Source organism: Pseudomonas sp. GM102 (genome assembly GCF_000282555.1).
Taxonomy (GTDB): Bacteria; Pseudomonadota; Gammaproteobacteria; order Pseudomonadales; family Pseudomonadaceae; genus Aquipseudomonas.
Window position 1 is genome coordinate 23,931 of the sequence record NZ_AKJB01000019.1, and the last position, 24,523, is coordinate 48,453.

At 58.0% G+C, this 24,523-nt stretch carries 24 protein-coding genes; 15 read left to right on the top strand and 9 right to left on the bottom strand.

All coding sequences use genetic code 11. The features are described 5' to 3' along the window. The first annotated feature begins 27 nt into the window (after positions 1–27). From PMI18_RS24115 to cyoE, 11 genes are all read left to right on the top strand, one after another. Positions 28–1,152: a polysaccharide deacetylase family protein gene (locus tag PMI18_RS24115; protein ID WP_033035926.1), complete on the top strand. Its 1,125-nt coding sequence runs from the start codon at positions 28–30 to the stop codon at positions 1,150–1,152. A gap of 336 nt (positions 1,153–1,488) precedes the next feature. Further along, on the top strand, positions 1,489–2,883 hold the full coding sequence (locus PMI18_RS24110; protein ID WP_007896403.1) for a PhoH family protein: 1,395 nt from the start codon (positions 1,489–1,491) through the stop codon (positions 2,881–2,883). Positions 2,884–3,117: 234 nt separating this feature from the next. Beyond that, on the top strand, positions 3,118–3,591 hold the full coding sequence (gene moaC / locus PMI18_RS24105) for a cyclic pyranopterin monophosphate synthase MoaC (RefSeq protein WP_033035928.1): 474 nt from the start codon (positions 3,118–3,120) through the stop codon (positions 3,589–3,591). Beyond that, positions 3,588–3,830 carry a molybdopterin converting factor subunit 1 gene (moaD, locus tag PMI18_RS24100; protein ID WP_007896406.1) on the top strand — a complete coding sequence of 81 codons (243 nt, stop codon included), beginning with the start codon at positions 3,588–3,590 and terminating at the stop codon, positions 3,828–3,830. Before moaC ends, moaD begins: the two co-directional genes overlap by 4 nt. A 3-nt stretch (positions 3,831–3,833) precedes the next feature. After that, positions 3,834–4,286 carry a molybdopterin synthase catalytic subunit MoaE gene (gene moaE / locus PMI18_RS24095; protein ID WP_007896407.1) on the top strand — a complete coding sequence of 151 codons (453 nt, stop codon included), beginning with the start codon at positions 3,834–3,836 and terminating at the stop codon, positions 4,284–4,286. Between the two features lie 316 nt (positions 4,287–4,602). Then, on the top strand, positions 4,603–5,112 hold the full coding sequence (locus tag PMI18_RS24090; protein WP_033035930.1) for a disulfide bond formation protein B: 510 nt from the start codon (positions 4,603–4,605) through the stop codon (positions 5,110–5,112). Positions 5,113–5,940: 828 nt separating this feature from the next. After that, on the top strand, positions 5,941–6,885 hold the full coding sequence (gene cyoA / locus PMI18_RS24080; protein WP_007896413.1) for a ubiquinol oxidase subunit II: 945 nt from the start codon (positions 5,941–5,943) through the stop codon (positions 6,883–6,885). A 3-nt stretch (positions 6,886–6,888) separates the two neighbouring features. Further along, complete coding sequence (cyoB, locus tag PMI18_RS24075; protein WP_007896415.1) at positions 6,889–8,919, top strand: cytochrome o ubiquinol oxidase subunit I; 2,031 nt, start codon at positions 6,889–6,891, stop codon at positions 8,917–8,919. Between the two features lie 3 nt (positions 8,920–8,922). Beyond that, entirely contained in the window at positions 8,923–9,549 is a 627-nt protein-coding gene (locus PMI18_RS24070) for a cytochrome o ubiquinol oxidase subunit III (RefSeq protein WP_007896419.1), read from the top strand. Further along, complete coding sequence (cyoD, locus tag PMI18_RS24065; RefSeq protein WP_007896420.1) at positions 9,550–9,885, top strand: cytochrome o ubiquinol oxidase subunit IV; 336 nt, start codon at positions 9,550–9,552, stop codon at positions 9,883–9,885. 11 nt (positions 9,886–9,896) lie between these two features. Continuing rightward, positions 9,897–10,784 (top strand): heme o synthase, encoded by an 888-nt coding sequence (gene cyoE, locus PMI18_RS24060; RefSeq protein WP_007896421.1) that lies wholly within the window; start codon positions 9,897–9,899, stop codon positions 10,782–10,784. Between the two features lie 279 nt (positions 10,785–11,063). On the opposite strand, the gene PMI18_RS24055 is transcribed toward cyoE, so the two are convergent. From PMI18_RS24055 to PMI18_RS24040, 4 genes are all read right to left on the bottom strand, one after another. Then, the gene (locus PMI18_RS24055; protein WP_007896422.1) at positions 11,064–11,768 is read right to left on the bottom strand and encodes a hypothetical protein; all 705 of its coding nucleotides are present in this window, start codon (positions 11,766–11,768) and stop codon (positions 11,064–11,066) included. A gap of 136 nt (positions 11,769–11,904) precedes the next feature. Then, positions 11,905–12,420, bottom strand: coding sequence for a DUF6622 family protein (locus PMI18_RS24050; protein ID WP_007896423.1), 516 nt, complete (start codon positions 12,418–12,420; stop codon positions 11,905–11,907). Positions 12,421–12,487: 67 nt separating this feature from the next. Then, complete coding sequence (locus tag PMI18_RS24045) at positions 12,488–14,011, bottom strand: sensor histidine kinase (RefSeq protein ID WP_007896424.1); 1,524 nt, start codon at positions 14,009–14,011, stop codon at positions 12,488–12,490. Next, on the bottom strand, positions 14,008–14,724 hold the full coding sequence (locus PMI18_RS24040) for a response regulator transcription factor (RefSeq protein WP_007896425.1): 717 nt from the start codon (positions 14,722–14,724) through the stop codon (positions 14,008–14,010). Before PMI18_RS24040 ends, PMI18_RS24045 begins: the two co-directional genes overlap by 4 nt. A gap of 153 nt (positions 14,725–14,877) precedes the next feature. On the opposite strand from PMI18_RS24040, the gene msrB reads away from it, so the two are divergent. Genes msrB through msrA form a run of 3 tightly spaced genes read left to right on the top strand, consistent with a single transcriptional unit; the run spans position 14,878 to position 17,974 of the window. Next, a complete protein-coding gene (gene msrB / locus PMI18_RS24035) occupies positions 14,878–15,393 on the top strand; it encodes a peptide-methionine (R)-S-oxide reductase MsrB (protein WP_007896429.1) in 516 nt (171 codons plus the stop codon). Positions 15,394–15,436: 43 nt separating this feature from the next. Beyond that, a complete protein-coding gene (locus tag PMI18_RS24030) occupies positions 15,437–17,224 on the top strand; it encodes a cytochrome c biogenesis protein DipZ (protein ID WP_007896430.1) in 1,788 nt (595 codons plus the stop codon). A 42-nt stretch (positions 17,225–17,266) separates the two neighbouring features. Further along, positions 17,267–17,974, top strand: a complete 708-nt coding sequence (gene msrA, locus PMI18_RS24025) for a peptide-methionine (S)-S-oxide reductase MsrA (protein ID WP_007896431.1) — start codon at positions 17,267–17,269, stop codon at positions 17,972–17,974. An 8-nt stretch (positions 17,975–17,982) separates the two neighbouring features. Here msrA and PMI18_RS24020 read toward each other — a convergent pair whose 3' ends face one another. The 3 genes from PMI18_RS24020 to PMI18_RS24010 form a co-directional block, all read right to left on the bottom strand. Further along, positions 17,983–18,390, bottom strand: a complete 408-nt coding sequence (locus PMI18_RS24020) for a GNAT family N-acetyltransferase (RefSeq protein WP_007896433.1) — start codon at positions 18,388–18,390, stop codon at positions 17,983–17,985. Further along, entirely contained in the window at positions 18,387–19,400 is a 1,014-nt protein-coding gene (locus PMI18_RS24015) for a sensor domain-containing diguanylate cyclase (RefSeq protein ID WP_007896434.1), read from the bottom strand. Before PMI18_RS24015 ends, PMI18_RS24020 begins: the two co-directional genes overlap by 4 nt. A gap of 75 nt (positions 19,401–19,475) precedes the next feature. Then, positions 19,476–20,381, bottom strand: a complete 906-nt coding sequence (locus PMI18_RS24010; protein ID WP_007896435.1) for a LysR family transcriptional regulator — start codon at positions 20,379–20,381, stop codon at positions 19,476–19,478. Positions 20,382–20,483: 102 nt separating this feature from the next. Between PMI18_RS24010 and PMI18_RS24005 the strand changes: the two genes are divergently transcribed. After that, complete coding sequence (locus tag PMI18_RS24005) at positions 20,484–21,659, top strand: aspartate aminotransferase family protein (RefSeq protein WP_007896437.1); 1,176 nt, start codon at positions 20,484–20,486, stop codon at positions 21,657–21,659. Between the two features lie 45 nt (positions 21,660–21,704). Here PMI18_RS24005 and PMI18_RS24000 read toward each other — a convergent pair whose 3' ends face one another. Then, positions 21,705–22,250 (bottom strand): hypothetical protein, encoded by a 546-nt coding sequence (locus PMI18_RS24000; protein WP_007896439.1) that lies wholly within the window; start codon positions 22,248–22,250, stop codon positions 21,705–21,707. A gap of 16 nt (positions 22,251–22,266) precedes the next feature. Continuing rightward, positions 22,267–24,204, bottom strand: coding sequence for an alkaline phosphatase D family protein (locus PMI18_RS23995; protein ID WP_007896440.1), 1,938 nt, complete (start codon positions 24,202–24,204; stop codon positions 22,267–22,269). Between the last annotated feature and the right edge of the window lie 319 nt (positions 24,205–24,523).

Here is a 24,523-nt window from a genome sequence, read left to right on the forward strand (position 1 = left end):
CGCGGGTTTTGTTATGGAGACATCCCATTGCGTATCGTTTTTCTATTCTCGGCCTGGCTCTTGAGCTTTGGCGCCATGGCGGCGCCGGGCGATGTGGCGACGCTGGATCGCAGCACCTGGCCTGAACAGCTCAGCAGCCCGACGTTGTTCGACGTCGCCTCGCGGGCCGAAATCCTTATGTTTGCCCGGGTTCTGCTGGCCAGTGAATCGCTGGATGAGGCAAGCCTGGCTCAACGCCTGGGCCTGCGCACCCTTAATCTGGAGTCGGTCAACCAGCTGCGCCAACGCTTGTGGCAGCGTTTACTGACCAATTACAACTTCGCCCAGCAGAGTTGCGATCAGGATGCCTCCTTCTGTTTCCTGGTCGAGGACATGGCCACCTTGCGTGAGCAAGCGGCGAAGTTTCAGGTGAGCGATGACAGCTATTACATCAAGTGGGCCGAGCCGAGCCGGTTGTTCCACGCCCAGTACCTGGACGAGCAGTTACGCAAGGCCGCGCTGTTCCCGCAGACCAGCAGTGAAGTCGATCGTTTTGGCGACTATGAGCGCAACGGCGATGCCATGAATGACCGGCTGTTCCTGCTGACCTTCGACAGCGCCGCCAACGCCGCGCCAGATAACACCGCCTGGGTTACCGAGTACCTGCGCAAATCCAACATGAGCGCTATGTTCTTCGTCCTCGGCAAGGACATTCAGGCCCGTCTGGCCGAGCGTTCGGTGGCCAGCCTGCAAGGGACTTATTCGCAGCAATGCGTTGGCGTGCAAGGCTGGGAGTTCCGCTCCCACAGCCACTGGCAAGACTGGCAGGACTCGGTGCGACGCAGCGTCGAGCTGGTCAAAGGCAAGCTGCCGGAGAATTACGTGCCGTTGTTTCGCCCGCCCGAGGGGCAACGTCGATCCGATGCCGAGGGCTTTTTCACGTCTCAGGGCTTGCGGGTGGCATTGTGGGACATCGATGCCCAGGACGGCGCCGGCAAGCTCAAGGGCAGCCAGAGCGCACAACGAGTGTTAACCCTGATGCTGCTGTGGCGGCACGGGGTGATCAATTTCAATGTGAAGCAGGATGCGCTGAAAACGGCGATGCCCTGGCTTATTACGCAAACGGCGCCAAGCGGGATCGGTTGGGCAGACTGTCAGGACGCGTTTCGCTGAAACTGCAAAAGGCCGTAAACATTGGGTGAAGGGCGATTTCTGGAGAGAAATCGGTGCAGGCGGACTTCCGACTTTAACGGCACATTGCCTGCACGCCAAGGGCTATTCGTCACTCTGAAAAATAAACTTCAAAAAAACGTCAAAGTGCTTTTTTCTGTCACATGTTTTGGAGTATTACGAAGACAGACCGCCGAAACCTGCAACACAGGTGGCGTCTCCCAAGACCCCAGTTTGTGTGCAGTTCACTTGACTCCTCGCAGGTGAATTCGGCGGCCACTTCGAGGCGCAGCACTGTCATGGTATTGCGTCGACTGGCTCCCACAAAGGTGACCGAGTATGGATGATCACGGACGTAGCCCTTCTTCCAACCAGCCAATCCTTTATGTACTCGATACCAACGTATTGATTCACGATCCAAACGCCCTGCTTAATTTCGAAGAACACCACGTCGCCATCCCGATGACCGTGCTTGAAGAGCTGGACAAGCTCAAGAGCGGGCATCACAGCGTTGCCGCGGAATGCCGCCAGGCGATTCGCCTGATCGACAAGACGTTGGGCGATGCCAGCCCCGAAGACGTCGAACTCGGCGTACCGATTCAGCGTGGCAAGAGTGGGCCCAAGGGTTTGCTGTCAATTCTGATGAGCAAGCGCACTGAGCCGAACATCATTCTGCCCGAGCATCTGAACGACAACATCATCATCAACCAGTTGATCGACCTGCGCGCGCGCGATGCAAAACTGCCCGTGGTGCTGGTTACAAAAGACATCAACATGCGCCTCAAGGCCCGGGCTTGCGGGATTGCGGCCGAGGACTACAGCACCGACCAACTGGTCGACGACGTTTCATTGTTGCCCAACGGTTATCACAACATGACCGGTTCGTTCTGGGATCGGGTGAGCAAGGTAGAAACCCGGCAGGATCATGGTCGCACCTGGCACCAGGTGCAGCTGATCGACAACCTGCCTGCGGTACACGTCAACGAGTTCATCATCGACGAACAGGGCTTTGTTGGCTGGATCAAGGAAATCCAGGTCGACAAGTTGCTGATCCTCGATCTGCATCAGGAACCTCTGCTGCACCAGGAAGCCTGGGGCCTGAAACCGCGTGACATCTATCAAAGCCTGGCGCTGTACGCCTTGCTTGATCCAGACATCCATCTGGTCAACCTGTCCGGCGCGGCCGGTTCGGGTAAAACCATCCTGGCCCTGGCGGCGGCCATCGAGCAGACCATGGTCAGCAAACGCTACCGGCGCATCATCGCCACCCGCAGCGTGCAGGGGCTGGACCAGGAAATCGGCTTTCTGCCTGGCACCGAAGCGGAAAAAATGGAGCCTTGGCTGGGCGCCATCACCGATAACCTCGAAGCGCTGCACATGGACGACGAAAACACCCATGGCAGTGTCGACTACATCCTCAGCAAAGTGCCGTTGCAGTTCAAATCCCTCAACTACATCCGAGGCCGCAGCTTCCAGCAGAGTCTGATCCTCATCGATGAATGCCAGAACCTTACGCCGCACCAGATGAAAACCATCATCACTCGTGCCGGCGCCGGTTCCAAAGTGGTGTGCCTGGGCAACCTGGCACAGATCGATACCCCTTACCTGTCCGCGACCAGCTCCGGGCTGACGTACTTGACCGAGCGCTTCAAGGACTTCCCCAACGGTGTACACATCACCCTGCAAGGGGTGCCACGCTCGATTCTGGCCGAATACGCCGAATCGCATCTGTAACCCTCACCAGAACCGGGCGGCCCAAAACCGCCCGGTTTTTTATGCCCGACACAAAACCCCTTGTAGGAGCGAGGCTTGCCCGCGAAGACGCCGGCACATCCGACATCAATGTGACTGACACATCGCTTTCGCGGGCAAGCCTCGCTCCTACAGAGGCATGTCTATCCGATAATCAAACGTGCGGAAAATTGACCCACAGGTTTACAATCGATGCTCCTGATCAGGAGTATCCCTGTGCTGACTCATCTCGATTCCCAAGGTCGCGCCAATATGGTCGACGTCACTGAAAAAACCGTGACGTTCCGTGAAGCGACGGCCCAAGCGCTGGTACGCATGCTGCCCGAAACCCTGCAGATGATCGTCAGTGGCGGCCACCCCAAGGGTGACGTGTTCGCCGTGGCGCGGATCGCCGGCATACAGGCGGCGAAGAAAACCAGCGATCTGATTCCTTTGTGCCACCCGTTGATGCTCACCGGCGTCAAGGTCGAACTCAGTGCCGAAGGCGACGACACCGTGCGCATCGTGGCGTGCTGCAAGTTGTCCGGGCAGACCGGCGTCGAAATGGAAGCGCTGACCGCCGCCAGCGTCGCGGCGCTGACCATCTATGACATGTGCAAGGCCGTGGATCGTGGCATGACCATCGAGAGCGTGCGGCTGCTGGAGAAACTCGGCGGCAAGAGCGGCCATTTCCGGGCGGATCAGCCATGAACGTTACTGTGAAGTTTTTCGCCCGTTACCGTGAAGCGCTCGGTGTGGACTCGGTGAAGGTCGAAGGTGATTTCGCCACGGTCGATGATGTGCGCGCGCTGCTCGCTCAACGTGACGGCGCCGAGGTACTGAGCGAGCAAAACCTGATGTGCGCCCGCAACGAAGACCTCTGCCAGCTCGACGAACCGCTGAGCGATGGCGATGAGGTCGCGTTTTTTCCGACCGTGACCGGGGGCTGAGCCATGGCGATTCGTGTGCAGTCCACGCCGTTCGACCCGGGCGCCGAAGTCAACGCCATGCACGCGGCCAATGTGGGTGTCGGTGCGGTGGTGAGTTTTGTCGGCTACGTGCGCGACTTCAATGACGGCCTCGACGTCGCCGGGATGTTTCTGGAGCACTACCCGGGCATGACCGAAAAAGCCTTGGGCAAGATTGCGGTGGAGGCCGAGCAGCGCTGGCCGTTGTTGAAGCTGGAAGTGTTGCACCGCATCGGCGCGCTGGAGCCGGGCGAGCCGATCGTCTTCGTCGGTGCCGCCAGCGCCCATCGTCAGGCGGCGTTCGATGCCTGTGCCTTTGTCATGGACTACCTGAAAACCCGCGCGCCGTTCTGGAAGAAAGAAAACACACGTGATGGACCGCGTTGGGTGGAAGGGCGTGACAGCGATCATGCGGCGGCGGATCGGTGGAAGCAGTAAGCAACCCGGTCTGTCTTCAGGGGCTCGATTCTTGAAAACACTGGAAAGTTAATCCGTCCTTAACCGGTTTATCGTTTATTCCTTGTGGCGAGCGAGCTTGCTCGCGTTGGGCTGCGTAGCGGTCCCAAAAATCTGAGTGCTACGCACTCAAGCGGGAGCAAGCTCCCTCGCCACAGGTTTCTCACTGACTCAAGACTCTCGTGAACAGCATTGGCGCCAGAAGGCCGGGTTCAGGGGCGGTTCAAGGCTCTCAAAGATCGGGTCAGCGTGTAGACTTCCGGACAACCGATATCCACGAACACAAAAGGGAAACGCGATGAGCGAGGAAACGATGCGGTTGGGACGTGAACGGCGCTATTTGGTGCTTCTGGGCATCATCTGCCTGGCGCTGATCGGTGGTGCGCTGTACATGCAGGTGGCTCTGGGCGAGGCTCCGTGCCCGCTGTGCATCCTGCAACGCTACGCGCTGTTGCTGATTGCGCTGTTCGCCTTTATCGGCGCAGCGACGCGCACCCGCCGCAGCGTCACGCTGTTCGAAACGTTGGTGGTGATCTGCGCCATTGCGGGCGCCGGGGTGGCCGGGCATCACGTCTATACCCAGTTTTACCCGGCGGTCAGTTGCGGTATCGATGTGCTGCAGCCAATCGTCGACGGCCTGCCGCTGGCGAAGATCTTCCCGCTGGGCTTCCAGGTCGATGGCTTCTGCTCTACGCCGTACCCGCCGATCCTCGGCTTGTCCCTGGCACAGTGGGCGCTGCTGGCGTTCGTGCTGATCGTGGTGCTGGTGCCGCTGCTCACTTCGCGTAACCGCAAAGCGCTGCGCTGAGGCTGTACGTCGTACTGTTGCAGGAAGCAAAAAAACGCCCCGGTTCTCGTTGAGAGGCCGGGGCGTTTGCATATTCGCAGGTCAGGTAAAAAGACCTTGATGCTCGACAAGGAAGGGTGCGACACGTATGCGACATGTTGTCACAGCTTGAGTGTCGCAAGGCATTTCAAATCGCTGATTCAGGGCATCGCTTCGCAGCAAAAACCTGCTCTTCCAGGCACTGTCGGTTTCAGCGCTCGTCAGTCGAAACAGGCAGTTTTAACAGGGCCTGGAAAAATGGCAAAGCCCTTGTCACATAGGGGGTAGAGCCGGGTCGAAGGCGAGCGCAGAGCCTTGGAAGCTGTCTGAACTTCGCGTGGTAGACCTACTATTTTTGGTGTTTTTGTTGAGAATGAATTTCGATACCATGGCGCACTTTTGCAAAAGCCGTTAATGATTGTTGTCGGATCGGATATAAATTATTTCGGGATGAGACATGGTTTATGAATCGTTACATATCTACAATCGCCCGCACTGAATTCCCGGCACTGCTCACCCTTACTCAGGTGCATGAGCAGAACCAGGGTGTCGAGAGGCCTGATGGCTTCATGCGACTCCCAGGTGTCGGTGCCTTCCGACTATCCGCACCAAATGGAATTGGTCTGTAACAAGGCCCTTGACCACGAATTCGAATAAGAACTCACCGCAGGCCCAGCAATTGTCGAACAGCGTCTGACGCGCGACGGGCAGGCCCTTATTCAATCCAAGAAAAATGCCAACCCTTGGCAGGGTGAAGTGTTGGCGATCAAAACCCAACTGCATTGCGCAAGCTGCTTTAGAGGTCGTGAGATGAGTAAAAACAGGTACCCCAGACTACTAGGCTTATTGCCGCTGCTCGGCACGTTGTTGCTGTCAGGCTGCAACATGACCTTGCTCAATCCCAAGGGCCAGGTCGGTCTGGACGAGCGAAACCTGATCATCACCGCAACGCTGCTGATGCTGTTGGTCGTCGTGCCGGTCATTTTCATGACCTTCGCGTTCGCCTGGAAATACCGCGCCTCCAACAAGGACGCCGTCTATACGCCTAAATGGTCCCACTCCACCAAGATCGAAATCGCGGTGTGGACTATTCCGGTCCTGATCATCATTGCCCTGGGTTACGTCACCTACAAGTCGACCCACGCCCTGGACCCTTACAAGCCGCTGGAATCCGACGTCAAGCCGATCACCATTGAAGTGGTCGCGCTGGACTGGAAGTGGTTGTTCATCTACCCGGAACAAGGCATCGCCACGGTCAACAAGATCGTGTTCCCGGCGCACACCCCGATCAACTTCCGCATTACCTCTGACGCCGTGATGAACTCGTTCTTCATCCCTGCTCTGGGCGGCCAGATCTACGCGATGGCGGGCATGCAGACCAAACTGCACCTGATCGCCAACGAAAACGCTGAAATGGACGGTATCTCCGCCAACTACAGCGGCGCTGGTTTCACCGGCATGAAATTCAAAGCGATCGCCACTTCTCAGGAAGATTTCGACGCCTGGGTAAGCGAAGTCAAAAAGGCACCTAAAAAGCTTGAACAAGCTGAATACGCAGCCCTTGCCAAGCAAAGCCAGAACAACCCAGTCGAGCTCTACTCCTCGGTCACGCCGAACCTGTTCCAGACCATCGTCGACAAGTACGAAGGCATGAAACCGGGTCCGAAGGTCAAGCACGAGAAGAAAGAGAAAGAAGTGGCCGCTACGCAAGGAATGGACATGAACTCGCATTCAGCTGCCGGGGCAGAGGAGTAAACGATGTTTGGTAAATTAAGTTGGGAAGCGGTCCCGTTCCACGAACCGATCGTGATGGTAACCATCGCCATGATCGCGCTCGGTGGTCTGGCGCTGTTCGCTGCAATCACCTACTTCAAGAAGTGGACCTACTTGTGGACCGAGTGGCTGACGTCGGTCGACCACAAGAAAATCGGCGTGATGTACATCATCGTCGCCATGGTCATGTTGCTGCGCGGTTTTGCCGACGCCATCATGATGCGTACCCAGTTGGCCATGGCCACCGAGGGTTCGCCTGGCTACCTGCCACCTGAACACTATGACCAGATCTTCACCGCTCACGGTGTGATCATGATCATCTTCATGGCAATGCCATTCTTCACCGGCCTGATGAACCTTGCAGTGCCGCTGCAGATCGGCGCGCGTGACGTTGCCTACCCGTTCCTGAACTCCCTGAGCTTCTGGCTGCTGGTTTCCGGCGTAGTGCTGATCAACCTGTCCCTGGGCGTTGGCGAGTTCGCCAAGACCGGTTGGGTTGCCTATCCGCCGCTGTCGGGCCTGCAATACAGCCCGGGCGTGGGGATGGATTACTACATCTGGGCGCTACAGCTATCCGGGCTAGGTACGACGCTGACGGGGGTCAACTTCCTGGCCACCGTGCTGAAAATGCGTACCCCTGGCATGAAGCTGATGGACATGCCGATCTTCACCTGGACCTGCACCTGGGCGAACGTCCTGATCGTGGCTTCGTTCCCGATCCTGACCGCTACCCTGGCACTGCTGACGCTTGACCGTTACATGGATTTCCACATTTTCACCAACGAACTTGGTGGCAATCCGATGATGTACGTCAACCTGTTCTGGGCCTGGGGTCACCCTGAGGTGTACATCCTGATCCTGCCTGCGTTCGGTATCTTCTCCGAAGTCATCTCGACCTTCACCGGCAAGAAACTGTTCGGCCACCACTCGATGGTCTACGCATCGGGCGCGATCTCGATCCTGGGCTTCATGGTTTGGCTGCACCACTTCTTCACCATGGGTTCGGGTGCCAGCGTCAACGCCTTCTTCGGTCTGGCGACGATGCTGATTTCTATCCCGACGGGTGTGAAGCTATTCAACTGGCTGTTCACCATCTACCAGGGCCGTCTGCGTTTCACCAGCCAAGTGCTGTGGACCCTGGGCTTCATGGTGACCTTCGCCATCGGCGGCATGACCGGCGTACTGCTGGCCATTCCGGGTGCTGACTTCGTTCTGCACAACAGTCTGTTCGTGATCGCGCACTTCCATAACGTGATCATCGGCGGCGCGGTATTCGGCTACATCGCAGGTTTCGCCTTCTACTTCCCGAAAGCGTTCGGCTTCAAGCTGCACGAAGGCTGGGGCAAGGCAGCGTTCTGGTTCTGGATCAGCGGCTTCTTCGTCGCGTTCATGCCGCTCTATGCACTGGGCTTCATGGGCATGACCCGTCGTCTGAACGCCACCACCAACCCAGAGTGGGTACCGTACCTGTACGTTGCCATGTTCGGTGCGGTGATGATCGCCGTCGGTATCGCCTGCCAGCTGATCCAGCTCTACGTGAGCATCCGTGACCGCAAGCTGCCGCAGAACATGTGTGAACACGGCGACCCGTGGAATGCCCATACCCTGGAATGGTCGACCTCCTCGCCACCACCGTTCTACAACTTTGCCGTGCTGCCAAAAGCAGAAACCATCGACCCGTTCACCGAAGCCAAGGAAAACGGCACCGCGTACAAGGCTCCGGCCAGGTACGAGCCGATCCATATGCCAAACAACACCGCCACCGGTGTGGTCATGGGTGCTCTGTTGACCGTGTTCGGTTTCGCGATGATCTGGCACATCTGGTGGTTGGCCATCGCAAGCCTGGTCGGCACTGTTGTGTACTTCGTGATCCACGCTGCACGTGATGATCAAGGCTATATGGTGCCGGTCGACGTAATCGAGCGCATCGAAGCCGAGCAGCACAAGCGTCTGGTAGCGGCCGGGAAAGTTCCAGCCACCGCCACCCGTGTTGAAACCTCGTTGGAACAGGCTTAAACCATGTCGAACTTAGTGACCAATGCTGGACACACCCATGTCGATGGACATGGGCATGATGACCATCACCACGACTCGGGCGAGATGACCGTATACGGTTTCTGGCTCTACCTGATGACCGACTGCATTCTGTTTGCGTCGATCTTCGCGGTGTACGCGGTACTGGTTAACAACGTAGCGGGTGGCCCGTCGGGCCACGACATCTTTGAACTGCCATACGTGCTGGGCGAAACCGCTCTGCTGTTGTTCAGTTCGATCACCTACGGCTTCGCCATGCTGGCGTTCTACCGGGGCAACAAGAAGCAGGTCCTGGGCTGGTTGGCCATGACCTTCCTGTTCGGCCTGGGCTTCATCGGCATGGAGATCAACGAGTTCCACATCTTGATCTCCGAAGGCTACGGCCCTAGCCGTTCCGGCTTCCTGTCCGGGTTCTTCACCCTGGTCGGGACCCACGGTCTGCACGTGACCAGCGGTCTGATCTGGATGGCGATCATGATGTATCAGGTCAACAAGCATGGCCTGACCTCGACCAACAAGACCCGTCTGAGCTGCCTGAGCCTGTTCTGGCACTTCCTGGACGTGGTGTGGATCTGCGTATTCACCGTTGTTTATCTGATGGGGACTATGTAAATGGCTAACGCTCATTCCCACGATAGCCACGACGCCGGCCACGGCAGCGTCAAGTCCTACGCTATCGGTTTCATTCTGTCGGTGATCCTGACCGTCATTCCATTCGGTCTGGTGATGTACCCGACGTTGCCGAAGTCGATCACCCTGTTGATCGTCCTGGCGTTCGCGATCGTCCAGGTGCTGGTGCACCTGGTGTACTTCCTGCACCTGGACCGTTCGGCCGCGCAGCGTAACAACGTGATTGCGTTTGTCTTCGCCGCGATCGTGATCGTCCTGCTGGTTGGCCTGTCGCTGTGGATCATGTTCAGCATCCACACGTTCATGATGGCGAAGTGAGGTAAGTCCGCATGTCCCTCAAGCACTTTATCCAAATCACCAAACCGGGGATCATTTTCGGTAACGTGCTTTCTGTGGCAGGCGGATTTTTCCTGGCCTCCAAAGGGCATGTCGATCTGGCCATTTTCCTGGCTGCGATGATCGGCACGTCCCTGGTGGTCGCTTCCGGTTGCGTGTTCAACAACTGCATCGACCGCGACATCGACCTGAAGATGGAACGCACCAAGAACCGTGCGCTGGTCCAGGGCCTGATCTCCCTGAAACTGGCCCTGGCTTTTGCGACCATCCTTGGTGTTTTCGGCGTTGCACTGTTGTACAAGGTGGCCAACCCGTTGGCTGCGTTGTTCGCGGTGATCGGTTTCGTCATCTACGTCGGTTTCTACAGTCTGTACCTCAAGCGCAAGTCGGTTCACGGCACGCTGGTGGGCAGTCTGTCAGGGGCGATGCCGCCGGTGATTGGCTATGTAGCTGTGACAAACAGCTTCGACATGGCCGCACTGACGCTGCTGGTGATGTTCAGCCTGTGGCAGATGCCGCATTCCTACGCCATCGCAATCTTCCGCTTCAACGATTATTTGGCCGCATCGATTCCGGTGTTGCCGGTGAAGCGCGGAATTGAAGTGGCCAAGAAGCACATCCTGCTCTACATCCTGGCGTTCCTCGTAGCGACCTTGATGCTGACCTTCAGCGGCTACGCCGGCATGAGCTACCTCGCCGTCGCCGCGGCCATGGGCATGTACTGGTTGTACATGGCCTGGACCGGCTACAAGGCAGTGGATGACACGGTCTGGGCACGCAAGCTGTTCGTGTTCTCGATCTTCACCATTACCGCGTTGAGCGTGATGATGTCGCTGGATTTTAAAGTGCCGAGTGAGCTGTTGCTGACTTACGCGCCTTAAGCTTCGGATGCTGTAAAGAAAAGCCCCGCCCTTCGAGAGAATGGCGGGGCTTTTTATTGGGGGGCTATTTGACGGACCGTGTCGTCCCGATCGCGAGCAGGCTCGCTCCCACACTGGATCGGTGTTGCCATCATCTTTGTGTTCAACGCTGAACCCCCTGTGGGAGCGAGCCTGCTCGCGATGGCCGCGCCGCGTTGCATCAGAAAAAAGCTAATCAGGCGAACAGGCAATAAAAATCCCCGCTCTGATGACGGGGATTTTTATGTGCAGCGCTTAGCGTTACTGCGCGGCGATGCTGTAGCCGTCGAACGCGGTTTGCTGCTGAAGCGCGGTGATGATGTTCTTGCGGTTGACCGCTTGTTCGGCCCCGGCATTGTCCAGGAACGTTTCGCTTTCCAGCTCCGCTTCTTCGCCTTCGCCGACGAAAGTGAAGCCCAGGAACTCCAGCGCTTCACGGTCAACGTTCAGGCGCGAGCGCGGGGTGCGCAGGGGCAGGGTGACGCTGATGCCGTCCTTGCTGATGGTGAACACTTCGACGTCTTTCTTGGCGCGAGCCGCTTTGCTTTTGCCGCTGCTCGGGTTACTGATGGCCTGGTGAGTCTGGTTCAGTACCTTCAGCGCCAGGCCATAAACGATTTCCTGGAACGCCGGGTCATCTTTGAAGCTGGACAGAATGCGGCTGATCGGGAATTTGCTGCTCAGGTCTTCCAGGGCGGCAATGTCGGCCGCTTCGGCGTCTTTCAATTGCTTGAGTTCGCCCATCAATTCGTAGGCTTTATCGTCGTCGAAGCTGTCATGAGCCTGGCGAATCGCGGCGCGCAGTTCGCGGATCTGGTCGCTTTCCCGGGTGGATTGAAAAGCGTCCAGAACCATCTCGCTGATGGTCTTGGCCTGAGGCACGTGTTGTGAAAGATTGATGGAGTTTTCGTATTCCGCTTTGGACGACAAGGTGACTACGGATTCAGCGGTATTGGAATCGGACATTGAAATTTCACTACTTCTTTTAACTTGGATTGAGGCGAGAAAGCACGAAGCCTTTTCAGGCCGTCTAATCTATTGGACCGAGGCTGCGTTGTCACGGATGAACAGGCGGCTGGTCAGCATTTTTGGCGAGGGGCTTTTAACCGGCAGCCACTTTGGGACGTTGCGCCTGAAGCTCCAGCAACAGTCGATAAAGTTTCAGTGACCGTCCGCAGATCAATCCATAGACAAATCCCGACGCCGAAGCCTTGAACAGCAGCACCTCAAGCGTAGCGGCCTGTTCCGGATGCACGTCGTCCTGATAGCCGAAGTAAAAGTTTACGGCAAAAAACAGCTGGTAGAGCACCAGCGTCTTCCAACTGCCCGGCACGATCAACCCGGTTTCCGGATCATCCAGTTCCACGCCCTTGCGTGAAAAAAACACCAGCGCCGCGAGGCTGCCTAGCAGAAACGTGACCAACCAGCAACCCACCGAGAGCTGAGGGTTCAGCGTGAGGTCCAATGAAAACAGGGACCATGCCAGCAAGGCCGGCGGAGTGACAAGTAATGCGGCTTTGCTTTCATGGGTCGGATAAAGCGCTTTGACCCCGAAGTAACACAACACCAAAAAAATCACGTAAACCCACAGCGGGGTGTTTTGCAGGGTGATGAGCATTGCGCAGCGTTCCTTGCCGAAAAATGAGGACCAGGATAATAGCCGTTGCTATGGCCAGAGCTGTCGACTATTTCCTCATTGCGTTCGGATTCGTCGACCCAACGGCCCAGTGCTCGGCGGTCTGCTCATCCACCGGTAACGAGAAGCGAAAGGTCGCGCCGCGTCCGGGAATATCTATCAGATGGATCTCTCGACCATGCAATTGCAGGATCCGGTGCACGATCCGCAACCCCAATCCGCCATCGCGCCGTGCGCCGCCAATGTTGAACGGGCGCAGGAACAGACCTTCGCGCAGTTCGGGAGCGATTCCCGGGCCGGTATCGCTGATTGTCACTTCGATAAAAGGTCCTTGTGGGCGCAGGCTGAGTTCGATCTCTCCACCTTGGGGCGTATGGCGCAGCGCATTGTCGAACAGGTTGGTCAGCACCCGCTCGATCAACCCAAGATCTGCGCAGGCTGCCGAGACGTTGGGGGCGAAGGTGGCCTTGAGTTCGATCTGGCGCGCTTCGGCGCTGAGTTCGAATTTCTGAAAGATGTCCTGCACCAGATCGGTCAGCGAAAAGCGCTCCAGCACCGGTTGCACGAAACCGTGCTCCAGCCGCACCAGTTCCAGCAGCGATTGCGCCAGGCCACCGACCTTGCGGCTTTGATCCAGGGCGATCCCCAGATAACGACGGCGATCGGCGGGGGACAATGTGGCGTCTTTGAGCGACAAAGTTTCCAGGTAACCATGCAGTGAGGCCAGCGGTGTGCGCAGGTCGTGGGAGATGTTCGCCACCAGTTCGCGACGTTCCTGATCCTGGCGGGTCAGCGAGCGCCATTGTTCTCCGAGGCGCGCTTGCATCTGCCGGAAGGCGGCGTCGAGGATGGCAATTTCATCGTGGCTGGCGGCCTTTTCTACCGGTTCAGGCTCTGGTTCGGGCGAGGCGGACGGAACACCGTTGATGTCGAACTGACTGACTTTTTCGGTCAAGCGGCGCAATGGCCGGGTGATCAGGGCAAATGCCGTGAGGCCGGCAATCAGGCACAGCAACGCCACCAGCCCAATGGACAACAAAGCGGTATTGAGCGCTGCGCTGGTGGCGCCGCGTTCGGCGAAGCGGTCGTGCTCCTCGCTGAGCAACACCACATAGAGATAACCGGCCGGTTGACCATTGACCCGCAATGGCGCGGCGCTGAACACCTTGCTGCCATCGACGCTGCGCGGATCGTCGCCGAGAATCGGCAGGGCCTCGCCTTTGAGCAAACGCTGGATCGGCGCCAGATCGACCTGCTCACGGCGTATCCGGCCCTCCGGGGCGGCGCTGCCGACAATCCGGCCTCCGGTGTCCAGCAGATAGACCTCGACGCTGGGGTTGACCAGCATCAGCTGGCTGAACAGTTCGCGCACGGCATTGGGCATCGGGCCATTGCGGTCCATCAGCACGGTGTCGTGGGCGATGTGTTGCGCCAGATCCCGCGACAAGCCTTGCACCACCTCCAGTTCATGCATGTGGTTGGAGCGCACCTGCATCCATGCCGAGGTGCCGCAGCACACCAGTAACAGCACGGCGAACACCAGGGACAGGCGTTGGGTCAGGGTCAGCCTCATGGCTGCTCTCCGCTCGTCGCGAATTTATAACCACGACCCCACACTGTGAGGATGCGCGCCGGTTGCGCGGGATCGGCCTCGATCTTGGCCCGCAGGCGGTTGATGTGGGTGTTGACCGTGTGCTCGTAGCCTTCATGGCTGTAGCCCCACACCGCATTGAGCAGGTCCATGCGCGAAAAGACCTTGCCGGGCTGGCGGACAAAAAAGTACAGCAGATCGAACTCTCGCGGCGTGAGGTCAAGACGACGGCCATTGAGGGATACTTCACGTGTGATCGGGTCGATGGACAGGCCATCGCTGATCAGGCTGCCAGCATCCATTTTCAGGTTACGGGCCATGGCGTCGACCCGGCGCAGCAATGCTTTGACCCGCGCCACCAGTTCGAGCATGGAAAAGGGTTTGGCCAGGTAATCGTCGGCACCGAGTTCCAGCCCCAGAATCCGATGCATTTCACTGGAGCGCGCACTGGTGATGATGATCGGTGTGTAGCGGGCCATGGCCCGGGCGCGGCGACAGATTTCCAGGCCGTCGACGCCGGGTAGCATCAGGTCGAGGATCAGTGCGTCCCAGCTTCCTTGCTGCAGCAGTCGCATGCCCTCATCGCCGTCGGCGCAGTGCACCACCTCGAACTGCTCGTCGCGCAGATGCAGGCAGATGAGGTCGGCGATATGCAGGTCGTCCTCGACCACCAGGACGCGTTTGGTCTGTTCCATGGAGCTCAATCCTTTGTGACGCAATGAACACATTGTGCGGGTTTTCCTGAGGTTGAGTTATCACGAATTATTTAACTCCTCGTGAGGATTTGGCGATCAACTCAAGCCTAGGCTGTGTTCCATGCAAGGCATCTGGAATTTTGGAGAAGGCCCATGTTTTCACGGCGACAGTTTCTTGTAGCGAGCGGCGGACTGGGGGCTGCAGCCCTGGTTGTCGGTGTATTGCCAAAATTTTCCGCAAGCGTCGCGCTGATCGATGAGGCCCGCGCGGAGGAGGTTTTCGAGGTGACCCACAGCGATAGCGAATGGCGCGCCAAGCTCAGCGCCGAGCAGTACGAAATCCTGCGCGAAGAGGGCACCGAAAGGGCCTACAGCAGCCCGCTGAACAACGAGCACCGTAAAGGCGTTTTTGCCTGCGCCGGTTGTGATCTGCCGTTGTTTTCCTCCGACACCAAGTTCGACAGCCGCACTGGATGGCCGAGCTTCTGGGCGCCACTGGACAACGCGGTGGCCACCCGTCGGGACCGTTCCTTCGGCGTGCTGCGCGAAGAGGTTCATTGCCGTCGTTGCGGCGGTCACTTGGGTCATGTTTTCGAAGACGGGCCAAAGCCCACTGGTCTGCGTTACTGCATGAACGGTCTGGCCCTGACCTTCAAGCCGCAGGCGTAATCCATGGGCACTTCCTTTCACTCACTTCATGCAGGTCGACGTTATGTGGCTTCTGGTCCTCGCTTATCTCGGTGGTGTGCTGACGATCGTCAGCCCGTGCATTCTGCCGGTATTGCCCTTTGTCTTCGCTCGCACCGGGCAGCCGTTTATCAAGAGTGGCTTGCCGCTGCTGGCGGGGATGGCGCTGACCTTCGCGCTCGTCGCCTCGTTGGCGGCGGTGGGCGGCGGTTGGGTGGTGCAAGTCAATCAGTACGGTCGCTGGCTCGCGTTGCTGTTCGTTGCACTGTTCGGGCTGACGCTGTTGCTGCCCCGGTTGGCCGAGCGCCTGACGCGTCCATTGGTGGCGGCCGGAGGTCGGCTGTCGGAGGCCGCGGGTGCCGATACCCGGCCGCGACCCGGTGCGTCGTTGCTGATCGGCGTCGCCACGGGACTGCTCTGGGCACCCTGCGCCGGGCCGATTCTGGGCCTGTTGCTGACTGGCGCGGCGCTGCAAGGGGCAAATGTCGCCACCACCCTGTTGCTACTGGTTTACGCGGCCGGCGCCGCCACCTCTCTCGCCGCGGCACTGCTGCTGGGCGGTAAAGTCTTCGCTGCGATGAAGCGCTCGATAGGCGCAGGCGAGTGGCTGCGTCGAGGCTTGGGAGTCGCGATGCTGGCCGGTGTGGTGGCGATCGCCTTGGGGCTGGATACCGGGATTTTGGCGCGTGTCTCGACGGCATCTACTGGCGATATCGAGCAGGCGCTGGTAAGCCGACTGGCCAGTAAGTTGTCGACCGACAGTGGGGCGATGATGTCGCAGACTCCACGGGGCGGCGATCAACCCGCTGGCAGCATGAAAATGACGGCGAAGACACCGGACACACTTCCAATTGAAGGCAACCTTCCATCTCTGGACGGCGCTGTGCAATGGCTCAACTCTCCACCTCTCACTGCCCAAGCCTTGAAGGGCAAGGTTGTGCTGGTGGATTTCTGGACTTACTCCTGCATCAACTGCCTGCGCACCCTGCCGTATGTGAAGGCGTGGGCCGAGAAGTATCGTGATCAAGGCCTGGTGGTGATCGGCGTCCATACGCCCGAGTTTGCCTTCGAACGTGATATAGGCAACGTCACCAAAGCCATGAAAGACCTGGGTATCACTTATCCGGTGGCAATCGATAACGACTACAAGGTTTGGCGTGCTTTCAACAACCAATACTGGCCGGCCCACTATTTTGCCGATGCCCGGGGGCGCATTCGTTACCACCACTTTGGCGAGGGCAAATACGCCGAATCGGAGCGAGTGATTCAACAACTGCTGCGTGAGGCGGGAGCCGAGAAGGTCGCGGACGGGCTGATAAATGCTCGTGCCGAGGGTGTCCAGCTCGCCCCGGACATGAGTGAAGTGCAATCGCCGGAAACCTATGTCGGCTACCGGCGGGCGGAGCATTTCGTTGCTGAAACCGATCTGGCGCCAGACAAGGTGACGGCCTATAGCCCGCCGTCACAATTGGCCCTCAATAACTGGAGCCTGGAGGGTCAATGGACTGTCGGTCCGGAGCGGGCCGTTTCAAACGCACCGGCCAGTCGTATCGTCTACCGCTTCCACGCTCGCGATCTGCATCTGGTATTGGGCCCCGGTGCTGACGGCAAGCCGGTGCGTTTCAAAGTGTTGATTGACGGCAAGCCCCCAGGTGATGCCCACGGTGTCGACGTGGCGCCCGATGGTAGCGGCAGCGTCACCGAGCAGCGGTTGTATCAACTGGTGCGCCAGACCGCAGGTGTAAGGGATCGGACATTCAGCATTGAGTTTCTCGATCCGGGTGTGTCGGCGTATGCATTTACCTTTGGTTGATAGCCGTTTGGTTAATAGCCCCATTCACTGAGGAGACAGCTGATGAAAACCCTATATAACTGGCGAGGCACCCTACTGGGATTGGCCGCCGCCAGTGTTATCAGCCAGTGCATAGCGTTCTCTTTCGGAGCTGCCGAAGACGCGGTCATTATCCCGCCGCCAACGCTTGACGAGACCTCCCAGGCACACAGCGAAACGGCGGTCTTTGCGGGCGGTTGCTTCTGGGGCGTCCAAGGCGTGTTTCAGCATGTCAAAGGAGTGAAAAATGCTGTTTCCGGTTATGCCGGTGGCGCAGCCAATACCGCTCAATACGATCGGGTCAGCGAAGGCAATACAGGTCATGCCGAGTCCGTAGAAGTCACCTTCGATCCTGCTCAGGTCAGCTATGGCACCTTGCTGCAAATCTACTTCTCCGTGGCCCATAACCCCACCGAACTCAACCGCCAGGGCCCGGACATTGGCACCCAGTATCGATCGGCACTTTTCCCGAAAAGCACTGAACAGCAACGCGTCGCCCAGGCTTACATCACTCAGCTCGACGCCGCCCATTCGTTCCGCAAACCCATCGTTACCAAACTGGAAACCTACAACGGCTTTTACCCGGCGGAGGAGGAACATCAGGACTTCCTCACGGAGCACCCGACGTACCCTTACATCGTGATCAATGACCTGCCAAAGGTGGCGCAGTTGAAGCAGCTGTATCCGGATCGGTATCAGGAGAAGCCGGTATTGGTGAAGGCTGGTCAATAGCGCATTGGCTACTTATTAAAGCGTGAGCGTTCCATCGCAATGGCCGACGTTTCAAAGCCAAGCTTTGAAAAGAAATCTGAAGCGTCTTCACGGCCTGCTCGCAGAACCCAGGTAATGGCGGTGTTGTCGCCCATGACATGCTCAACCAGTGCGCGACCGACGCCTTTACGCCGATGTTGCCCACACACGACAACCATCGACAGATAACCATTGGACAATCCGTCGGTGATACCTCGGGCAAACCCGACGATGTGGGAGTCCTTTATCGCAAGAGCTGTACGTTGGGAATTAGCGATCAGCTGGGCGAAATGCTCAGATGAGCCGGTGCGGTGAGCCCATCCATTTTCGCCAAGAAAAAGTCGTACGGGCTCTGCGTCCGAGGGCTGCATATCACGGATAAGCACGGAAGTATTCATCCCGAAATCATATTCTTGCCCGCGATCTTCGACCGATACAGCGCCTGATCGGCCCTGGCCAGCAACCCTGTCTGTTGTTCTTCTTCAAAACGTTGCACCACGCCAAAACTCATGGTGACTTGATAGTCCCCGACCGGCAGCAAGCTCGACAGGCTGTGACGGATTTTTTCAGCGAGTGCCCTGGCGTCGGCCAACAAGGTATTGGGCAGGATCATGATGAATTCGTCACCGCCCCACCGTGCCAACAGATCGCCTTCGCGCACGCAATGCTTCACGCTCTCGATCACCTGCACCAACGCCGCATCACCCAGGGCGTGGCCGTAGTGATCGTTGATGTTTTTGAAGTCATCGATGTCCATCGCGATCAGCGACAGGGGTTGGCGAAAGCGTTGGGCGCGGTCGCATTCCTGGGGCAGGGCCTTTTCCAGTCGATAGCGATTGGCGATGGAAGTCAGCACATCGGTTTCCGCCAGTTTGCGATTCTCTTCGAGTTGAATCTGCAACTGCTGATTGACCCGAGACAACTCCCGGGTTCGTTCTTCGACGATGGCTTCGAGGGATTGATTGCGCCGTTCCATTTCTTCGAACAGGCGTTTCTTGTCTTCGATACTGCGGTGCGCGCCGACCATTCGTGCCACCGAGCCGTCGGCATTACGTGCCAGCACGTAGCCACGATCTTCGATCCAGGTGTAAGTGCCATCGCGCTTGCGGCAGCGATACTCGGCCTGATAACCGGGAGCGCGCTGATCCAGGTAGTCATCAAACAGCGCCATAACCTGTGAATAATCGTCGGGATGGATCACGTTTTCCCAGGTCAACACGTTGTTATCCAGGGAATGAGGCGGATAACCAAGCATCTCGTACCACCCGGGGTTGCGGTAGACGAACCCGGTGTTGGCATTCCAGTCCCAGATGCCATCGCTGACCAGTTCCAGAATGGTGTGCAGCATGTCTTCGTTAAAATCTGACAGATTGAACTTCAACGGCTCGATATTCGATGCCTCACCCATCATCGGTCTCCCTGCCGAACTGATATCAACGTGACTCGCCAGTCGGGGAGATTAGTTCATGGGGTATTGCTCCGGCTAGTGTTTGCCCCACCTCTGCAGCGCAAAGTCGACGAAGCTGCGCAATTTCGGCAAACGGTAGCGGTCCTGGGCGTACACCAGGTTCATCGGGCGGCTCGGCAGTTGGTAGTCCTGCATCAAGGGCACCAGTTTTCCGTCGTGAAGGTCCTGTTCTACCAACGCATCGGGCACCATCACGATGCCCATCCCGGTTCGCGCCGCTTGATGCAGCCCCGCCGAGCTGTTGATCAGCATCGGTCCGCTGACCTCTACCATGACTTCGCCTTCGGGTCCTCTCAGGCGCCATTGTTTTGCTACCGAGTGCCAGTCATCTCCGGCCGGGTAGGCGAAGGCCAGGCAGTCATGGTGTTGCAGGTCGGTAGGTTTTTCCGGAGTGCCTCGGCGCGCCAGGTAGTCCTTCGAAGCGCACAGGGTCATCGTGTAGTCGATGAGCGGGCGGGCGATCATGTTGGACATCTCGGTAGTGCCCAAGCGAATAGCCACATCGAAACCGTTGTCGAGCAGATCCAGGCGCTGGTTGGTCAAAACGACGTCGAGTTTGACTTGCGGACAACGCAGGGCGAACTCACTCAAGGCCGGCGCCAGTCGTTCGGTGCCAAAGGTCAGCGGCGCGGTGATGCGCAGGGTGCCGCTCGGCTCGTCGAGGGTCTGTTCGGCCAGCCGTTCGGAATCGGCCACCAGCCCCAATACCTCAAGACAACGTTGATAGTACGCCGTGCCGAATTCCGTCAGCCGCTGGCGTCGTGTCGTACGGTTAAGCAGGCGCACACCCAGACGTTGTTCCAGGGCCCGAAGATGATTGCCGACCATGGTCGTGGACATTTCGCACTGCAAAGCGGCGGCGGTCATGCTGCCGGCTTCCACCACTCTTACGTAAACGGTCATTGCCTGGAACAAATCCATTATCAAGCCCAGATTTAAAATGATTGAAGTGTTGCAGTGTTTATCCAGTCCAGGTGGCTAACCATACTGCAAAAACACCGACCATTAATGGAGTTTGATGTCATGACCGCCGCCTGCCTGATGAGCACTTATCAACCCTTGGCCCTGAGTTTCAGCAAAGGCCTGGGCACGCGCTTGTGGGATCAGGCCGGTCGCGAATATCTGGACGCGGTGGCGGGCGTAGCGGTAACCAACGTCGGCCATTCCCATCCTCGAATTGTGTCGGCCATCAGCGAACAGGCTGGGCTGTTGTTGCATACATCCAATCTGTACAGCATCGACTGGCAACAGCGGTTGGCACAGAAACTGGTTCGGTTGTCGGGCATGGAGCGGGCGTTTTTCAGCAACTCTGGCGCCGAAGCCAATGAAACCGCGCTGAAACTCGCGCGGCTTTACGGCTGGCATAAAGGCATCGAGCAGCCGCTGGTGGTGGTCATGGAAAACGCCTTTCATGGTCGTACTCTTGGCACCTTGTCCGCCAGTGACGGCCCGGCGGTGCGCCTGGGGTTTAACGAATTGCCGGGGGACTTCATTAAAGTGCCCTTCGGCGATCTCGCGGCGCTGGAGGCGGCGCAACACACCCACGGCCCGCGCATCGTCGCGATCCTGATGGAGCCGATTCAGGGCGAAAGCGGTGTGCAAATGGCGCCGCCCGGTTATCTCAAAGCAGTGCGCGAACTGTGCAACCGGCGCACCTGGCTGCTGATGCTCGACGAAATCCAGACAGGCATCGGCCGCACCGGCCAGTGGTTTGCGTTCCAGCACGAAGGCATCATCCCGGATGTCATGACCTTGGCCAAAGGCCTGGGCAACGGCATCCCTATTGGTGCCTGCCTGGCCCGGGGCAAAGCAGCCGACCTGTTCACCCCCGGCAGCCACGGCAGCACGTTCGGCGGCAATCCGCTGGCATGCCGAGTGGGGTGCACCGTGCTGGAGATCATTGAGGAACAAGGCCTGCTGGAAAACGCCAAACTGCAGGGGGAACGCTTGCTCGCCAGATTGCGCATCGAATTGGCCGATGACCCCAACGTCCTGGCGATTCGCGGCCAGGGTTTGATGATCGGCATCGAACTCAAACAACCGATTCGCGACCTGACCCTGATTGCAGCCCGCGATCATGGCTTGTTGATCAACGTGACACGGGGCAAGACCATTCGCCTGCTGCCACCGCTGACGATTGATGAGCGGGAAGTGGAGATGATTGTCAGAGGCGTTGGTCGAGCGCTGAGCGCAGCCTGACTTCTATTGAATGTATGCATTGCCCTGACAAAGTTGGTGTCTGCGTCAGTGGAATCGGGAACCATCAGCCGTTTGTTGCACTGTACTGACGAAAGCCGTGACTTCATCCCTATTCATCAGTTGAAGTTTCGAACCGCTAAACCCTTCGAACAAGCGCTGATGCGTGACAAATCCACTGGACTCTTCACGAGTACGATAGCTGCCGGCCCATTCCAGTAACGCTATCAGTAACTCGTCATGTTCATCGCGCTTCGCCTCTCGCTGGCGAATATGGTTGACGCAGTCTTCATCTTCCAGACACAGCCAGATCAGTGCTGTCGCTTGCACCACAAGTTCACTGATCATCCAGTCGTAAACACCCTCGATTACCCAGCGTTCTCCACTTGCCGCCACTCGCGCCATTCCCAGTGCTTCGGCGCAGGGACGAGCGATGCTGTGTTCATCGGATGCCCAGTGAATCAGGTCGAGATCGGTCCAGGGCGTTTGTAAGTGCTCAGCCAGTTGTTTGGCCAGCCAACTCTTGCCCGAGCCGGAGTTGCCGATGATCAGAGTTCGGGTGAGGTTCATGGTGTGCGGGTAATGATTGCTCATGGCAACTCGGGCAAAGTCAGTCAGCCGCTTCGGAAATTTCAGGCGCAATCATCCGCGTCTTCGGCGATCCATCCGCATTGAATTGATAAATATCCTGCGGTTGGCCTTTTTCATTGAAGAACACTTGGCCGATTCCTGCTGAGTTCCAAAGTCGCTCGCCGGCTTCGGCGTGTTCGGGGGTGTGCGGAACAATGTGCATGCGCCGGCGCTTGGTCAGCCAGTTGAGGGGCGAGCGGGGCGAGTAAAGCCAGCGGTTGAGGCGGTCGAACCATTCGAGCAGCGCTGGCGGAAACTCGTTTTTGATCCCGCTGCTGGTGATCTGCCAGATTCGTGGGCCGGCCTTGCGGTGTCGGATCAATACTTCGTAGACGAAGGAATAATGCACATCGCCGGACAGCACCACGTAGTTACCGGGAGTTCGGGAGTGTCGGAAAATGTTCAGGATCACCTGGGCCGCGCCGCGATGGGCCATCCAGTTTTCGGCGTCCACCAGCAGCGGATAGCCGCACCAGCTAAACACCCGTTGCACGGTTTCGATTAGTTTGACGCCGAAAATCGGCGCCGGCGAAACGATGATCGCCGAGGGATGATCGAGCAATTCCAGTTGCAGCTCGCTGAGCGCTTCCCAGTCCAGCAGACCCGACGGATGCTTGAGGTTCATCTCGCTGCGCCAGCGCCGGGTGCGGGTGTCGAGCACCACCAGCGCCGGGCGGGTGGGCAGCACGTAATGCCACTTCTGAAAGCTCAGCAACTCATCGATCAAGCCATCCTGAATGTCGCTGTCGAGGTAATGGTCTTGCCCCGTGGCACTCAATAAACGGGTTTTTTCCAGCATGCCGCCAAATGCGTCGGGGTTGTTGCCCCAACCCTGACACAACATATAAGCGAGCAGCGCGTTACCGATGATGCGCTTGGAGAACGGATGGCCGTAGGCCGTTTCCTCCCATTGCGCGGAAAGATTCCAGTCATCGGTAATATCGTGGTCGTCGAAAATCATCAGGCACGGCAGATGCGCCATCGCTCGCCCCACACCACCCAACCCCGTCTTGAACGCATCGATGCGCGTTTGCTCCAGGGCATAGCGCTTGCGTCGTTCGGGCGTCAGTGCCGGTGGTTGCGGCGCGATCAGTGTCCAGGAAGTTGGCGACCATACTAATAGGTACATGGCTATGACCTCGGCGAAGGTCACCAGATGGTTGTCGGCGCTACTACTGGTAAAAATCGGCTTACGCGCTCCACCGAAAAATCGTTCGCGCAGGGTTTCGTTGCTCTCAAGCGCCGGTAACAAATCTGCACGATGGTAGTAACTGGCCCGGTGCTCGTAGAGTTTGGCGCTATCGCTGACCACTGCACCGTCGAGGTGTTCGCCGAACAGCCCCAGACGCTCGATCAAGGCATGAATTGCCCGCAACATCGGCCCCGCGACATCATCCGCATACACTTGATCGCCGCTCATCATTAATAGTGCGGGGCGCTTGCAAGCGTCCGGCTCGGACTCCAGCAACCGATCGACGCACAGCAAACCATCGGCAGCCGGATGGTGAGGTTTACGGCAGGAGCCATGCAACAACTGATCGATGCGCGCGCGCAGCACGAAATTCGGGCAACGTGCTTCGCCGTACAGCAGATGCGGTGCCCACTCGGCAATGCCCGACTGCGTGCCATCCGCTTCGGTGATCAGCAGGTCGTACTCGATCAGCGTGTCGCAGGGCAGGGCGGCATCCAGTGGGACATCTATCAAATGAATGAAGGCATGGGTACCGACCGGGATGATCGTGCATTGCCCTGCGTCGAGACGGATGTCGATTCCTTGCAAGCGTAGCGTCAGCGTCAGCGCACGTGACCCCACCAGCCACAGCACTAGCCGCGTGGGTTCCAGGCGCCGTAATAGCGGGCCGACGAGGACCGGTGGTAATGGGGAGTGATTGGCAGGCAATGGCAAGGATACGGGCATCCGGGGTCAAGACTCTTGGTGCAGAGAGGCGGGCGATGATAGCGCAGCCGGTGGCGAGGTTTGTCTGATGGCCAATGGCTTATGCCTGAATCTGTAACAGATGATCGCTTCGCACAATACATCTGCCAAAGGAATTGTGACGGACGCATGCTGGTTTCACCCTGCCCAGAGCTGGTGTGTCGATGAGTAAAGCAAGGACTGCTTATAGAAGCAGAAATCAGTACCCGTCTTGAGGCTCTTTGATAAGGGAAAAAATAATCGCAGCAGGTGGTTGACCACGAAATAAAATGCTGTACTATTCGCCTCCCGCTAACGAGAG